Source organism: Geodermatophilus sp. SYSU D01045 (assembly GCF_054050295.1).
Genome location: NZ_JBJGZB010000002.1, coordinates 161,363 through 175,168, shown reverse-complemented (window position 1 = coordinate 175,168; position 13,806 = coordinate 161,363). Strand labels below are relative to the sequence as shown.

13 protein-coding genes are annotated in these 13,806 nt (G+C 77.5%); 10 read left to right on the top strand and 3 right to left on the bottom strand.

The window, feature by feature from the left end:
• Positions 1-4: 4 nt before the first annotated feature.
• Positions 5-466: an STAS domain-containing protein gene (locus tag ACI798_RS02600; RefSeq protein WP_457047155.1), complete on the bottom strand. Its 462-nt coding sequence runs from the start codon at positions 464-466 to the stop codon at positions 5-7.
• 163 nt (positions 467-629) lie between these two features.
• On the opposite strand from ACI798_RS02600, the gene ACI798_RS02595 reads away from it, so the two are divergent.
• The 7 genes from ACI798_RS02595 (at position 630) to ACI798_RS02565 (ending at position 6,320) form a co-directional block, all read left to right on the top strand.
• Positions 630-1,130, top strand: coding sequence for an Hsp20/alpha crystallin family protein (locus ACI798_RS02595; RefSeq protein WP_456939746.1), 501 nt, complete (start codon positions 630-632; stop codon positions 1,128-1,130).
• Between the two features lie 93 nt (positions 1,131-1,223).
• The gene (locus tag ACI798_RS02590; RefSeq protein ID WP_457047154.1) at positions 1,224-1,613 is read left to right on the top strand and encodes a helix-turn-helix domain-containing protein; all 390 of its coding nucleotides are present in this window, start codon (positions 1,224-1,226) and stop codon (positions 1,611-1,613) included.
• 58 nt (positions 1,614-1,671) lie between these two features.
• Positions 1,672-1,983 carry a metal-sensitive transcriptional regulator gene (locus ACI798_RS02585; RefSeq protein ID WP_387990729.1) on the top strand — a complete coding sequence of 104 codons (312 nt, stop codon included), beginning with the start codon at positions 1,672-1,674 and terminating at the stop codon, positions 1,981-1,983.
• A 29-nt stretch (positions 1,984-2,012) separates the two neighbouring features.
• Positions 2,013-2,222, top strand: coding sequence for a heavy-metal-associated domain-containing protein (locus tag ACI798_RS02580; RefSeq protein WP_456926947.1), 210 nt, complete (start codon positions 2,013-2,015; stop codon positions 2,220-2,222).
• A gap of 29 nt (positions 2,223-2,251) precedes the next feature.
• The gene (locus ACI798_RS02575) at positions 2,252-3,121 is read left to right on the top strand and encodes a hypothetical protein (protein WP_457047153.1); all 870 of its coding nucleotides are present in this window, start codon (positions 2,252-2,254) and stop codon (positions 3,119-3,121) included.
• A 35-nt stretch (positions 3,122-3,156) separates the two neighbouring features.
• On the top strand, positions 3,157-5,403 hold the full coding sequence (locus ACI798_RS02570; RefSeq protein ID WP_457047219.1) for a heavy metal translocating P-type ATPase: 2,247 nt from the start codon (positions 3,157-3,159) through the stop codon (positions 5,401-5,403).
• Positions 5,400-6,320, top strand: coding sequence for an oxidoreductase (locus ACI798_RS02565; RefSeq protein ID WP_457047152.1), 921 nt, complete (start codon positions 5,400-5,402; stop codon positions 6,318-6,320). The genes ACI798_RS02570 and ACI798_RS02565 overlap by 4 nt, the downstream gene beginning before the upstream one ends.
• A gap of 15 nt (positions 6,321-6,335) precedes the next feature.
• On the opposite strand, the gene ACI798_RS02560 is transcribed toward ACI798_RS02565, so the two are convergent.
• Both ACI798_RS02560 and ACI798_RS02555 read right to left on the bottom strand, forming a co-directional pair.
• Positions 6,336-7,265, bottom strand: coding sequence for a M56 family metallopeptidase (locus tag ACI798_RS02560; protein ID WP_457047151.1), 930 nt, complete (start codon positions 7,263-7,265; stop codon positions 6,336-6,338).
• Position 7,266: 1 nt separating this feature from the next.
• A complete protein-coding gene (locus ACI798_RS02555) occupies positions 7,267-7,626 on the bottom strand; it encodes a BlaI/MecI/CopY family transcriptional regulator (RefSeq protein ID WP_456926943.1) in 360 nt (119 codons plus the stop codon).
• 166 nt (positions 7,627-7,792) lie between these two features.
• On the opposite strand from ACI798_RS02555, the gene ACI798_RS02550 reads away from it, so the two are divergent.
• The 3 genes from ACI798_RS02550 to cydC are packed head-to-tail and all read left to right on the top strand — an operon-like array spanning position 7,793 to position 13,763.
• Entirely contained in the window at positions 7,793-9,343 is a 1,551-nt protein-coding gene (locus ACI798_RS02550) for a cytochrome ubiquinol oxidase subunit I (protein ID WP_457047150.1), read from the top strand.
• Positions 9,344-9,357: 14 nt separating this feature from the next.
• Positions 9,358-10,371: a cytochrome d ubiquinol oxidase subunit II gene (gene cydB / locus ACI798_RS02545; protein WP_457047149.1), complete on the top strand. Its 1,014-nt coding sequence runs from the start codon at positions 9,358-9,360 to the stop codon at positions 10,369-10,371.
• Between the two features lie 11 nt (positions 10,372-10,382).
• Entirely contained in the window at positions 10,383-13,763 is a 3,381-nt protein-coding gene (gene cydC / locus ACI798_RS02540) for a thiol reductant ABC exporter subunit CydC (protein ID WP_457047148.1), read from the top strand.
• Positions 13,764-13,806: the final 43 nt, after the last annotated feature.

Below are 13,806 nucleotides of genomic sequence, written 5' to 3'. Positions count from 1 at the left end.
CCGGTCAGGCGCTGCGGCCGTCCGGCCCGTCCGGGCGCCGCGACGGGCCCCCCGACGGTGGTGCGCCGCCGGCGTCGGCCGGCCCGGCGCCCTCGCCCACCACCTCGAAGCGCCGCCACAGGCCGGTCAGCTGCAGCGGCCGGGCGACCGCGGCCGGCGGCTCGACCAGCGCCACGGTGACCGCCCGCGGCTGGGTCATCCGCTGCAGCTGCACGAGGACGGCCATCCCGGCGGAGTTCATGTAGGAGACGCCGCTGAGCTCCAGCTCCACCCGCGAGAGCGTGGGCACCGACAGCAGCTGGTCGGTGACCACGCGGACCAGCGGCCGGCGGGCGGCCTCGGTGAGCTCGCCGGTCACGGTGATGCAGCTGACGTCGCCGTCGAGCCGGGCGTCGACCTCGGGCTCGCTCTCGTGGGGCGTGGTGTCCTCGGCCGCGGGTCCACCGGTTTCTCGGTGCTCGTCCATGCCCGGGGTCTGCCCCCGTTGCCCGCCGTCCATGCGCGGGCGGGAACACACGTGGGCAAGAGACGTTTACACGAGTGTCTGGTCGAGGTAATCTCCAGTTGCCACTGGAGGTTCATCCCCGGGCAGCGATCACCATCCGGATCTCCGAGGAGGTTCACCAGCCATGGTGCTGACCGCGTACGACCCCTTCCCCAGCGCGTCCGCCGCCTTCCGCGCCCTGGACCAGCTCACCGGCCGCCCGGGCACCGCCCGCGCCCTGTCGGGCATGCCGATGGACGCCTACCGCGTCGGTGACAAGTTCGTCGCCCACTTCGACCTGCCCGGCGTCGACCCGGGCTCGATCGACCTGTCGCTGGAGGGCACGACCCTCACCGTCAGCGCGGAGCGCTCGGTCCCGCAGCTGGAGGGCGCGGAGTGGGCCGTCGCCGAGCGCCCCTACGGCGCCTACACCCGGCAGCTGGTCCTCGGCCGCAGCCTCGACACCGACCGGCTCGAGGCCAGCTACCACGACGGTGTGCTCACCGTGAGCATCCCGGTCGCGGAGAAGGCCCGGTCCCGCAAGATCACCGTGACCCGCGCCGACGTGCCGGCCGCGGTGGAGAGCCGGACCATCGAGGGCGAGCAGGAGCCCGCCCAGGGCGAGACGCGGGCCGTCGAGGGCTGACCGCCGTCGCGTCCGAGGGGGCCGGGCCGGTGCGGCCCGGCCCCCTCGTCCCGTCCGGGGCCGGAGGCCTCGACACCGCAGGGAGGAGGTCCCGTGACCGCTGACGGCGACCCGCAGCAGGCCGACCCGGCGGCCGACGCCGTGCGCCGGCTCGACGACCCCGACTTCCCGGCGCTGACGATGAGCCAGGCCGCCGCGCTGCTCGGCGTCCAGGCCGCCTTCCTGCGCAGCCTCGACGGCTCCGGCGTCCTGCAGCCGCACCGCTCCCCCGGCGGCCACCGGCGCTACTCGCGCCACCAGCTGGTCCTCGCCGCGCGACTGCGCGGCCTCCTCGACGACGGCCACACACTCGCCTCCGCCGAGGTCATCCTCGGCCTGCAGGACGAGCTCGCCGACGCCCGCGCCGACACCGTGCGGCTGCGCGAGACCGTCGACCGCCTGCGCGCCGGGCGCCCGGAGGACCCGGAGCCGGACCGCGCCTGACACCCCGGGGTCGCCCCCTGGGTTGATACCCCCTGGGGGTAGGGGTACCGTTGCCGCCGTGACCGACTCGGAGAGCGCCCCCGGCCACGTCCACGGCTACATCCACCGCAAGGACGACCACCTCAAGCGGCTGCGCCGCATCGAGGGCCAGGCCCGCGGGCTGCAGCGCATGGTCGAGGACGAGAAGTACTGCATCGACATCCTCACCCAGGTCTCGGCGATGACCTCCGCGCTGCAGTCGGTGGCGCTGAGCCTGCTCGAGGAGCACCTGTCGCACTGCGTCGCCGAGGCCGTCGCCACCGGCGGCCCGGAGGCCGACGCGAAGGTCCGCGAGGCCTCCGCCGCGATCGCCCGGCTCGTCCGCTCCTGACACCCCACCCCACCCCGGAGGACCCCGCCATGAGCACCGCCAGCTACACCGTCACCGGCATGACCTGCCAGCACTGCGTCGCCTCGGTCACCGAGGAGGTCAGCGAGATCCCCGGCGTCACCGACGTCGAGGTGGACCTGGCCAGCGGCGGCCTGACCGTCACCAGCGACGCCCCCGTCGACGACGCCGCCGTGCGCGCCGCCGTCGCGGAGGCCGGCTACGAGGTCGCCGGCCGCTGACGCGGCCGGCCGGTCGGGAGGGAGCTGTCGTGCGCACCGCCACCCGGGTCGCCGCCACGCTCGGCGCCGCGGCCGCCGTCCTCGGCGCCGGCTGGGGCGCGGGTGCCCTCGCCGGCCCGGTGGGCGCGCCCCCGGCCGCGGTCGAGGAGCACGCCGGCGACGGCGGGCACGCGGCGGCGGCTCCCGCCGGGGAGCACGACCTGCCCGCCGGGCTCGCCGTCTCCGCCGAGGGCCACACCCTCGACCTCGCCGACGACGCCCTGCCCGCCGGCACCGCCGTCCCGCTGTCGTTCCGGCTGCTCGGGCCCGACGGCGCCCCGGTGACCGCCTACGAGACCGTGCACGAGCAGGACCTGCACCTGGTCGTCGTCCGCCGGGACCTCACCGGCTACCAGCACGTGCACCCCGAGCTGTCCCCCGACGGCACCTGGACGACGACGGTCGCGCTCGAGCCCGGCTCCTGGCGGGTGCTGGCCGACGCCACGCCCACCGCCCTCGGGCGCGACGTGGTCCTCGGCGCCGACCTCGCCGTCGGCGGCGCGTGGGAGCCCACGCCGCTGCCCGCTCCCGCGGCGACCGCGGAGGTGGACGGCTACACCGTCACCCTCGACGGCGACCTGGTCGCCGGGGAGGAGTCCGAGGTCGTGCTCACCGTCAGCCGCGACGGCGTGCCGGTGACGGACCTGCAGCCGTACCTCGGCGCCCGCGGCCACCTGGTCGCGCTGCGCGCCGGCGACCTCGGCTACCTGCACGTCCACCCCACCGGCGACTCCGGCGGGCAGGTCCGCTTCGCCGTGCAGGTGCCCGCGGCCGGCGGCCACCGGCTGTTCCTCGACTTCCGCCACGGCGACGTCGTCCGCACCGCCGCCTTCACCCTGACCGCCCGGAGCGCCCCGTGACCACACCCACGCAGATCGAGCTGTCGATCGGCGGCATGACCTGCGCGTCCTGCGCGGCCCGCATCGAGAAGAAGCTCAACCGGCTCGACGGCGTCACCGCCACGGTCAACTACGCGACGGAGAAGGCGCGGGTCACCTTCGGCGACGGCGTCGCGCCCGAGGACCTCGTCGCGACCGTGGAGAAGGCCGGCTACACCGCAGCCCTCCCGGCGCCGGCCGAGGAGGACGCCCCGGAGGCCGACCCCGACGCCGGGCTGCGGCAGCGGCTGGTGCTCTCGGCCGTCCTGAGCCTGCCGGTCGTGCTGCTCGGCATGGTCCCCGCGCTGCAGTTCGAGAACTGGCAGTGGGCCTCGCTGACGCTGGCCGCGCCGGTGGTCGTCTGGGGTGGCTGGCCGTTCCACCGCGCCGCCTGGACCAACCTCCGGCACGGCGCGGCCACCATGGACACCCTCGTCTCGCTGGGCACCCTCGCCGCGTTCGGCTGGTCGCTGTACGCGCTGTTCCTCGGCACCGCCGGGGAGCCGGGGATGACCCACCCCTTCTCGCTGGCCGTGACCCGCGGCGACGGGAGCGGGGACGTCTACCTCGAGGCCGCCGCGGGCGTGACCACCTTCCTGCTGGCCGGCCGGTACGCCGAGGCGCGCGCCAAGCGGCGGGCCGGGTCGGCGCTGCGGGCGCTGCTGGAGATGGGCGCCCGCGAGGTGTCGGTCCTGCGCGGTGACACCCGGGACGGTGGCACCGAGGTGCGCGTGCCGGTCGAGCAGCTGCACGCGGGTGACCTGTTCGTCGTCCGGCCCGGCGAGCGGGTGGCCACCGACGGCGAGGTCGTCGAGGGCTCCTCCGCCGTCGACGCCTCGATGCTCACCGGCGAGTCGGTGCCGGTGGAGGTCGGCCCGGGCGACGCGGTCGTCGGGGCGACGGTCAACGCCGGCGGCCGGCTGGTCGTGCGGGCCACCCGGGTCGGCGCGGACACCCAGCTCGCGCAGATGGCGCGGCTGGTCGAGGAGGCGCAGAACGGCAAGGCGCAGGTGCAGCGGCTGGCCGACCGGGTGTCCGGGGTGTTCGTGCCGGTCGTGCTCGCGCTGGCGCTGGCCACCCTGGGCTTCTGGATCGGCACCGGCGCCGGCGTGGCCGGGGCGTTCCCCGCCGCCGTCGCCGTGCTGATCATCGCCTGCCCCTGCGCGCTCGGGCTGGCCACGCCGACCGCCCTCATGGTCGGCACCGGCCGCGGCGCGCAGCTCGGCATCCTCGTGCGCGGTCCGGAGGTGCTGGAGTCCACGCGGCGGGTCGACACCGTCGTGCTCGACAAGACCGGCACCGTCACCACCGGCCGGATGAGCCTGGCCGGCGTCGTCGCCGCCGACGGCGAGGACGCCGGCGAGGTGCTGCGCCGGGCGGGCGCGCTGGAGGACGCCTCCGAGCACCCGATCGCCGCGGCCGTGGCCTCCGCCGCCCGTGAGCGGGCCGGCGCGCTGCCGGCCGTCACCGGGTTCCGCAGCGAGGCCGGGCTCGGCGTGCGCGGCACCGTCGAGGGCGTGCCGGTCGCCGTCGGCCGGCCCGCGCTCGTGGGCCCGCTGCCCCCGGAGCTCGCCGCGGCGGTCGCCGAGGCCGACGCCGCCGGGCGCACCGCGGTCGCGGTCGGCTGGGACGGCGCCGCGCGCGGCGTGCTCGTCGTCGCCGACACCGTCAAGCCGACGTCGGCGGCCGCCGTGCGGCAGTTCCGCGCCCTCGGGCTGCGGCCGGTGCTGCTCACCGGCGACTCGGCCGCCACCGCCCGTGCGGTCGCCGAAGAGGTCGGCATCGACGACGTCGTCGCCGAGGTGCTGCCGCAGGACAAGGTCGCCGCCGTCCGGCGGCTGCAGGCCGGAGGCGCGACGGTGGCGATGGTCGGCGACGGCGTCAACGACGCGGCGGCGCTGGCCCAGGCCGACCTGGGGCTGGCGATGGGCACCGGCACCGACGTCGCCATCCAGGCCAGCGACCTCACCCTCGTCCGCGGCGACCTGCGCGCCGCCGCCGACGCCGTCCGGCTGGCCCGCCGCACGCTCGCGGTGATCAAGGGGAACCTGTTCTGGGCGTTCGCCTACAACGTCGCCGCGCTGCCGCTGGCGATGGCCGGGCTGCTCAACCCGATGATCGCCGGGGCCGCGATGGCGTTCAGCTCGGTCTTCGTCGTCACCAACAGCCTGCGGCTGCGCCGGTTCCGCCCGCTGCCGGGCAACGACACCTCCGCCGCGCCCGCCGGCACGCCGGCGCCCGCCCCCGCGTTGGACCCGGCATGACGAGCCGCTGGACCACCGCCGACGTCCCCGACCAGACCGGGCGCACCGCCGTCGTCACCGGAGCCACGAGCGGGCTGGGCCTGGCCACCGCCCGGGCGCTCGCGGAGCGGGGCGCGCGCGTGGTGCTCGCCGTCCGCGACCCCGCCCGGGGCGAGTCGGCCGCCGCCGGCCTGGCCGGCGACGTCGAGGTGCGCCGGCTGGACCTGGCCGACCTGGCCTCGGTGCGCGCCTTCGCCGACGGCTGGAGCGGTCCGCTCGACGTCCTGGTCAACAACGCCGGGATCATGATGGTGCCCGAGGGCCGCACCGCCGACGGCTTCGAGCTGCAGCTCGGCACCAACCACCTCGGCCACTTCGCGCTGACCAACCTGCTGCTGCCGCACGTCACCGACCGGGTGGTGACCCTGTCGTCGGGGGCGCACCGGATGGGCGCGATCGACCTCGACGACCTCAACTGGGAGCGGCGGCGGTACTCCGCCGAACGCGCCTACGGCCAGTCGAAGCTGGCCAACCTGCTGTTCACCCTGGAGCTGCAGCGCCGGCTGACCGCCGCGGGCTCGCCGGTGCGGGCGCTGGCCGCACACCCCGGCTGGTCGGCCACCAACCTGCAGGGCCACACCGGGAACCGGCTGAAGGACGCGTTCGCGCTGCTGGGCAACCGGGTGGTCGCGCAGTCCGCGGAGCAGGGCGCGCTGCCGACGCTCTTCGCCGCGACCACCGACCTCCCCGGCGGCAGCTACGCCGGACCGGACGGGCTGGGCGAGCTGCGCGGGTACCCGACCCTGGTCGGCCGGACGGCCGCGGCCAGCGACCCCGACCTCGCGACCCGGCTCTGGACGGCGTCCGCGCGGCTCACCGGCGTCGACTTCCCGGCCACGCTCCCCACCCGCGGACCCGCCTCCGACAGGAGCCACTAGCGCTGTGAAGGCCCCTCAGAGGGCCGGGAGCAGGAGCAGGACGGTCGGGACCAGGAGGAGCAGCCCGGCGCAGAGCAGGACGGCGGCGCGGGCGGCGGCCGGCAGCGGGGCCGGCGGGTCGACCAGCCGGAGCACCCGGGCGGTGACCGCGCTGCCGGTCACCGACAGCGCGCCGCTCGGCACGCCCCCGCCCGCTCCCCCGGCCGTGACGACGATCGCCTGCGCCAGCGTGCGCCGCGGGTCGGGCCCGGCCAGCGAGGTCACCGCGCGGTCGTCGGCGCGCATCTCCACCAGCCCGCGGACCGCGGCGTGCGCGCGGGCGGCGGCGGGCAGCACCGGCAGCGCCGCCTCCCACGCCACGAAGGGCAGCAGGTAGAGGTGGTGGTGCTCGGCCAGGTGCGCCCGCTCGTGGGCGACGACGGCGGCCAGCTGCCCGTCGTCGAGCTCGGCGACCATGCCCGAGGACAGCACCAGCAGCGGGCGGGCGCCGGGGATGCAGAACGCCACCGGCGCGGGGTGCTCGAGCAGCCGGGCGTCGGGGGCGGCCGCCGACGGCTGCACGACCAGCTCCAGCAGCGCCCGGTGCCGCCGCCGGGTGCGCGCGGTGCGCACCCACGACAGCGCCAGGACGCCGAGCAGCTCCGCGGCGAGGACGCCGGCCAGCGTGAGGGTGACCCAGTGGTCGCCGCGGACCGGGTCGCGGGCCGGGTGCCCGGTCAGCACCGCCCAGCCGGCCTCGGGCAGTGAGTGGCCCCACGGCGCGAGCCCGTGCACGAGCAGCGCGCCGATGATCGACAGCCCGCCGGCCAGCCCGATCGCCTGCCAGCAGACCAGCGCCACGAGCGGGTCGCGCCGGGGCCACCGGGCGCGGCCGAGCAGCGCCGGCACCGGCCAGGCCAGCAGGACGGCGAGGACCGCGAGCGCCGCGGCGGTCGCGGGCAGCACGTCAGCGCGCGTCCGGCGCCGTCTCGCTGAGCAGCTGCCGCAGGAGGCGGGCCTCCTCCGGGTCGACGCCGCCGACGAACCGGGCGAGCACCGCCTGCCGGTCGCCGGCCTGGCCGAGGACCTCGTGCATGAGCTCGGCGGCGTGGTCGGCGCGGCTGGCCCGCGGGCGGAAGCGGCGCGGCCGGGCGTCGTCGTGCTCGACGAAGCCCTTGGCCTCCAGCCGGGACAGCACGGTGTGCACGGTGGTGAGCGCCAGCTCGCGGTCGGCCAGCGCGTCGCGCAGCCCGGCCGCGGCCACCGGCCCGTCGGCCGCCCACAGCACGTCCATGACGGTGCGCTCCAGGTCTCCCAGCGACGCCACGGCCCCTCCCGTCCTCGTTTCTACCCAGCGTAGAACGGGGTCCCGGGCGAGCGCACGCACCCTGTCGCGCACCTCACCCCGACGCGTTCTACGCGGCGTAGAGAAGTAGTTCTACGAGGCGTAGAAAGGAGGTGTCGGTCGGAGGCACAGACGAGGAGCAGCGCGCGTGGACGTGCTCGACATCGCCCGGTGGCAGTTCGGCATCACCACCGTCTACCACTTCCTGATGGTCCCGCTGACCATCGGACTCGGGATCCTGGTGGCCGTCATGCACACCCTCTGGGTGCGCACCGGCAAGCCGGAGTGGCTGCGGATGACCCGGTTCTGGGGCCGCGTCTACCTGGTCAACTTCGTGCTCGGCGTGGCCACCGGCCTGGTCCAGGAGTTCCAGTTCGGCCTGGCGTGGAGCGAGTACTCGCGCTTCGTCGGCGACGTGTTCGGCTCGCTGCTGGCGATGGAGGCGCTGCTCGCCTTCTTCCTCGAGTCGACCTTCCTCGGCCTGTGGATCTTCGGCTGGGGCCGCATCCCCAAGAAGCTGCACCTGGCGGCGCTGTGGGCCGCGGTGATCGGCTCCATCGTCAGCGCGTACTTCATCATCGCGGCCAACTCCTGGATGCAGCACCCGGTCGGCGTCGTCGTCGGCGAGGACGGGCGCCCCGAGCAGGTCGACTTCCTCGCCGTCCTGACCAACAACACGGCCCTGGCCGCCTTCACCCACGCGATCGTCGCGGCGCTCATGGTCGCCGGTGCCCTGCTGGTCGGCATCGGCCTCTACCAGCTGCGCAGGCGGAAGCTGGCCGGCGCCCCGACCACCGAGGTCGACCACTCGGTGTGGCGCCGCTCGGTGCGGCTCGGCGGGTACGTGTCGCTGGCCGCCTTCGTCCTGGTCGCCGTCACCGGCGACTGGCAGGGCAAGCTCATGTACCAGCAGCAGCCGCTCAAGATGAGCTCGGCCGAGGCGCTGTGCGAGACCGAGGCGCCGGCACCGTTCTCGGTCTTCGCCTGGGGCAAGCTCGGGTCCAACGAGTGCGACGACGTGCACAGCTGGACCGTCCCCGGCCTGCTCTCCTTCCTCGCGCACAGCGACTTCGAGACCGCCGTCCCCGGCGTGAACGAGCTGCAGGAGGAGTACTCCGCGGTCTACGGCGCCACCTACCCCGACGACCCGTCCTTCGGCGACCGCGCCGGCCAGCCGATCGACTACACGCCGGTGCTGGCGGTCACCTACTGGAGCTTCCGGCTCATGATCGGCATGGGCGCGGTCTCGGCCGGCGTCGCGGCCTACGCGCTCTGGGCCACCCGCCGCGGCCGGGTGCCGACGTCGCGGATCGGCGTCCACGGCTCGCTGCTCGCCGTCGGCGCGCCGTTCGTGGCCAACGCGACCGGCTGGGTGTTCACCGAGATGGGCCGCCAGCCCTTCGTCGTCTACCCGAACCCGGACGTGCCCGTGGACGAGCAGGTGTGGTTCTTCACCGCCCAGGCCGTCTCCCCCGGCATCACCGCCGCCGAGGTCTGGACCTCGCTGATCAGCCTCGGCCTGCTCTACGGCGCGCTCGCGGTGGTCGAGCTGTTCCTCCTCGTCCGGCTGGTCCGCCGCGGGGTCACCACCGGCGACACGACGCCGACCCCGCCCGCGGTCGGGTCGTCCCGGGACGACGACGACCCGCGTCCGGGCGACGACCGGGCCGACGACGACGTCCTCTCCTTCGCGTACTGACCGGAGTGCCTGACATGGACCTGCAGACCCTGTGGTTCGCCGCCGTCGCGGTGCTGTGGACCGGCTTCCTGCTGCTGGAGGGGTTCGACTTCGGCGTCGCGGCGCTGCTGCCGGTGCTCGGCCGGCGCGGTGCCGAGGGACGTGCCGACCGGCACCTCATGCTCCGCACGATCGGCCCGGTGTGGGACGGCAACGAGGTCTGGCTGATCACCGCCGCCGGCGCGGTGTTCGCTGCCTTCCCCGGCTGGTACGCCACCTGGCTGCCGGCGCTGTACCTGCCCTTCGTCCTGGTGCTGCTCGGCCTGATCGTGCGGGCGGTGGCCTTCGAGTGGCGGCACAGCTCGCACGACCCGCGCTGGGACGCCGCCTGGACCCGCGTCATCACCGGCGGCTCGCTGGTGGCCGCGGCGGGCGTGGGCGCGGCGCTGGCCGCCACCACGCTCGGCCTGCCGATCGACGCGGCGGGCGACCGGGTCGGCGGCGCGTTCGCCGGGCTCGGCTGGTCCGCGCTGCTGGGCGCGGCCGCGGTGGTCGGTCACTCGCTGGTGCACGGCGCGCTGTTCCTCGCGCTCAAGACCGACGGCCCGCTGCGGCTGCGGGCGCGGGCGTTCGCGCTGCGCTGGTCGCCGGTGGCCGCGCTGCCGCTGCTGGCGTGGTCGGGGCTGGTGCAGCTGCGCTCGGGCACGGCGCTCACCGGCGCGCTGTGGCTGGTGGCCGCGCTGGCCGTCGTCGTCACGTGGACCCGGGTGCGGCTGGACCGCGAGGGGCAGGCCTTCGCCGGCTGGGCCACCGTGCTGCTGGCCTCGGCGGCCACGCTGTTCGGCTCGGCCTACCCGGTGGTCGTGCCCTCGACGATCGACCCGGCCTTCGACGTCACCGTCGCCGAGGCCTCGGTCAGCGACTACACGCTCACCGTGATGACCTGGGTGGCCGCGGTCGGCCTGCCGGTCGTGCTCGCCTACCAGGCCTGGACGTACTGGGTGTTCCGCCGCCGCCTGACCGCCGAGCCGCAGCACGTGGCCGCGTGAGGGCGGCAGGAATGGCCATCTCTGCCGCCCCCGCCCGGGCGCGGGGGCCGCTGGCCCCACTGGCCGGCGTGCCGGGACTGCCCGGCGCGCTGGCCCGGGCGGCGGCTGCCGCCCTCGGCTCGACGGCGGGGCTGGTGTTGCTCGCCGCCGGCCTCGCGCACGCCGTCGCCCGGGCCGCCGGGTACGCCGACGGCGACCTGACCGCCCCGCTCGCGCTGGCGGCCGCCGGCGCCGTGCTGCGCGCGCTGGCCGGCACCCTCGGCGAGCGGGCCGCCACCCGCGACGCCCGCCGCGCCGAGGACGCGGTGCGCCGCGCGCTGCTCGACCGGCTGGCCGCCTCGCCCGCCGCGGTCGCCGCCGCGGGCGGGCCGGCCCCGGCCGCGGTGCTGGCCACCACCCGGCTGGCCGACCTCGCGCCCGCCCTGGCCACCTACCTGCCCGCGCTCGCGCAGACCGCCGTCGTCCCGCCGGTGCTGCTGGTCGTGCTGGCCGCCACCGACCTGCTCTCGGCCGGCCTGGTCGCGGCCACCCTGCCGCTGGTGCCGCTGTTCATGGCGCTGGTCGGGCTGGCCACCCGCGACGGCACCACCGGCGCCGCCCGCGCCCTGGACCGGCTGGCCGCGCACGTCGCCGAGCTCGTCCGCGGGCTGCCGGTGCTGGTCGGCCTGGGGCGGGCCGCCGAGCAGGTGACCGCCCTCGCCGAGCTGGGCGAGGCCACCCGCCGCCGCACGCTGGCCACCCTGCGCCTGGCATTCCTCTCCGCGCTGGTGCTCGAGCTGATCGCCACGCTGTCGGTGGCGCTGGTCGCGGTCACCGTGGGCCTGCGGCTGGTGCACGGCGACCTCGCGCTCGCCGTCGGGCTCACCGCGCTGCTGCTCGCCCCCGAGGCCTTCGCACCGCTGCGCGCGCTGGGCACCGCCCACCACGCCGGCGAGGCCGCCACGCTGGCCGCCGCCGAGGCGCGCGCCGTGCTGGCCGCGCCGGTCGCCACCGCTCCCCCGGCGGTGGACGACGACGACCCGCGCGGCGCCGACGTCGCCGTCTCGGGACTGACCGTGCGCCACCCCGGCCGCGCGCTGCCCGCGCTCCCGCCGGTCGACCTCGCGCTGCGCCCCGGCGAGCTGGTGGTGCTGCGCGGGCCCAGCGGCTCGGGCAAGTCCACCCTCCTGGCCGCGCTCACCGGCGCGGTCGACCCGGCCGCGGAGGTCGGCGGCACCGTCACCGGCGTCCCGGCCGGCGCGGTCGCGCTGGTCCCGCAGCACCCGCGGACGACGGCGCGGACGGTGGCCGACGAGCTGCGCCGGCACGCCGCCGCCTCCCCGGGCGTGGACGCGGTGGTGGCCGAGGCGTTCGTCGTCGAGGCGCTGCAGCGGGTCGGGGCCGAGGCGCTCGCCGGGCGGGACTGCACCACCCTCTCCCCCGGCGAGCTGCAGCGGGTGGCGCTCGCACGGGCGCTGGTGCGTGTGCGCCGCGGCGCCCGGCTGCTGCTGCTCGACGAGCCCACCGCCCACCTCGACGAGGCGTCGGCCGCCCGCGTCGCCGCCGTCCTGGCCGGCCTGCGCGGCACGGTCACGGTCCTGCTGGTCACCCACGACCCGGCCCTGGCGGCGCTGGCCGACCGCACGGTGACGCTGTCGAGCCCCGCCACCCCGCCCTCCCCGCCGGGATCGCCGGTCCCGGCGGCTGCGGCGGCCCGGGGCGACGGGATCGCCGACGTCGTCGCCCCGGCACCGGCCGCGAGCACCGCCGTCCCCGCCCCCACGGGGCTCGGCTGGCCGCGGCGGGCGCTGGTCCGGGCGGTCGCGGCCGGCACCGCCTCGGCCGGCGCGGGCGTCGCGCTCACCGCGGTGAGCGGCTGGCTGATCGTCCGCGCCGCGGAGATGCCGCCGATCCTCACGCTGATGGTCGCCATCGTCGGCGTGCGCGCCTTCGGCCTCGGCCGCGCGGCGCTGCGCTGGGTCGAGCGGCTCACCGCGCACGACGCCGCCCTGCGGATGGCCGCCGACCTGCGGGTGCGGGTCTGGCGGGCGCTGTCCGCGCAGGGCGTGGCCGCCGACCGGACGCCGGGCAGCGCGCTGGCCCGCGTGGTCGGCGACGTCGGCCTGGTGCAGGACCTGTCGGTGCGGGTGGTGCCGCCCGCGGTCGTCGCCGCCACCGTCCCGGTGCTCACGCTGGCCGCCCTGGCGCTGCTCTCCCCGGGCGCCGCGGCCGCCGCGGCGCTCGTCCTGGCGCTCACCGCCGCCGGCGTGCTGCTGGTGCACCGGCGGGTCGACGCCGGCGCCGCCCGCACCGAGGGCGCGCTGCGGGTGGCCGCCCTGCGCGACGTCACCACCGCCCTCGACGGCGCGGCCGACCTGCGCGCGCACGGCCTCGCCGCCGCCACCGCCGCCGACCTCGCCGCGGTGGCGGGCCGCCGGTCCGCCGTCGCCGCCACGGGCGCCCGGGCCGGCGCGCTCGGCACCGGCCTGGTCGTCCTCGGCACCGGGCTGGCCGCCGTCGCCGCCACCGCGGTCGGCGCGGCGGCGGGCCTCGGCGGGCCGGAGGTCGCGGTCCTCGGCCTGGCCCCGCTGGCGCTGGCCGAGCCGCTGGCCGGCCTGGTGTCCGCGCTGCAGCGCCGCGGCGCCCTCGCCGACGCCCGCGCCCGCCTCGACGCCGTCCTCACCGCCCCGGTGCCCGCCGACCCCGCCGATCCGGTGCCCGCCCCCGCGCCGGTGCGCGACCTCGCCGTCACCGGCCTGGTCGCCGGCTGGCCCGGCGGCCCGGACGTGCTGCGCGGCCTCACCGCGCGGGCGGTTGCCGACGGCGGCTGGCTGGTGGTCCGCGGCCCGTCCGGCGCCGGCAAGTCGACGTTCCTCGCCGTGCTGCTCGCGGCGCTGCGCCCGCGGGCGGGGCGCTACGTGCTCGGCGGCGCCGACACCGCCCGGCTGACCGGCGCGGCCGTCCGCGCGCGCACCGCCTGGCTGCCGCAGGACGCGCACGTCTTCGCCTCGACGATCCGCGCCAACCTGGCCCTCGCCGCCCCGCGCGGTGAGCTGGCCGGCCCCGGCGGCGAGGCGCGGATGACCGCCGCGCTCACCGCCGCCGGGCTCGGCCCGCTGCTGGCCGGGCTGCCCGACGGGCTGGACACCCCGGTCGGCGCCGGTGGCACCGCGCTGTCCGGCGGCGAGCGGCGGCGGCTCGCCGCGGCCCGGGCGCTGCTGGCCGCCCGCGACGTCGTCCTGCTCGACGAGCCGACCGCGCACCTGGACCCGCCGACGGCGGCCGCCCTGGTGCGGGACCTGCGCGACGCGCTGGCCGGCCGGGTCGTCGTCTGCGTCACCCACGACGACGCCGTCGAGCAGCCCGGCGACACCGTCCTCGACCTGGGCGGCCGGGTGGCGCTCCCCGCCTGAGGACGTGACCCGACAGCGCACGTCCCGGCGTCGCCGGCCCCCT

Coding starts and splice junctions, on each gene's coding strand:
- ACI798_RS02600 (WP_457047155.1), bottom strand. CDS start 466: ATGGACGAGCACCGAGAAACCGGTGGACCCGCGGCCGAGGACACCACG.
- ACI798_RS02595 (WP_456939746.1), top strand. CDS start 630: ATGGTGCTGACCGCGTACGACCCCTTCCCCAGCGCGTCCGCCGCCTTC.
- ACI798_RS02580 (WP_456926947.1), top strand. CDS start 2,013: ATGAGCACCGCCAGCTACACCGTCACCGGCATGACCTGCCAGCACTGC.
- ACI798_RS02570 (WP_457047219.1), top strand. CDS start 3,157: ATGACCTGCGCGTCCTGCGCGGCCCGCATCGAGAAGAAGCTCAACCGG.
- ACI798_RS02565 (WP_457047152.1), top strand. CDS start 5,400: ATGACGAGCCGCTGGACCACCGCCGACGTCCCCGACCAGACCGGGCGC.
- cydB (WP_457047149.1), top strand. CDS start 9,358: ATGGACCTGCAGACCCTGTGGTTCGCCGCCGTCGCGGTGCTGTGGACC.
- cydC (WP_457047148.1), top strand. CDS start 10,383: ATGGCCATCTCTGCCGCCCCCGCCCGGGCGCGGGGGCCGCTGGCCCCA.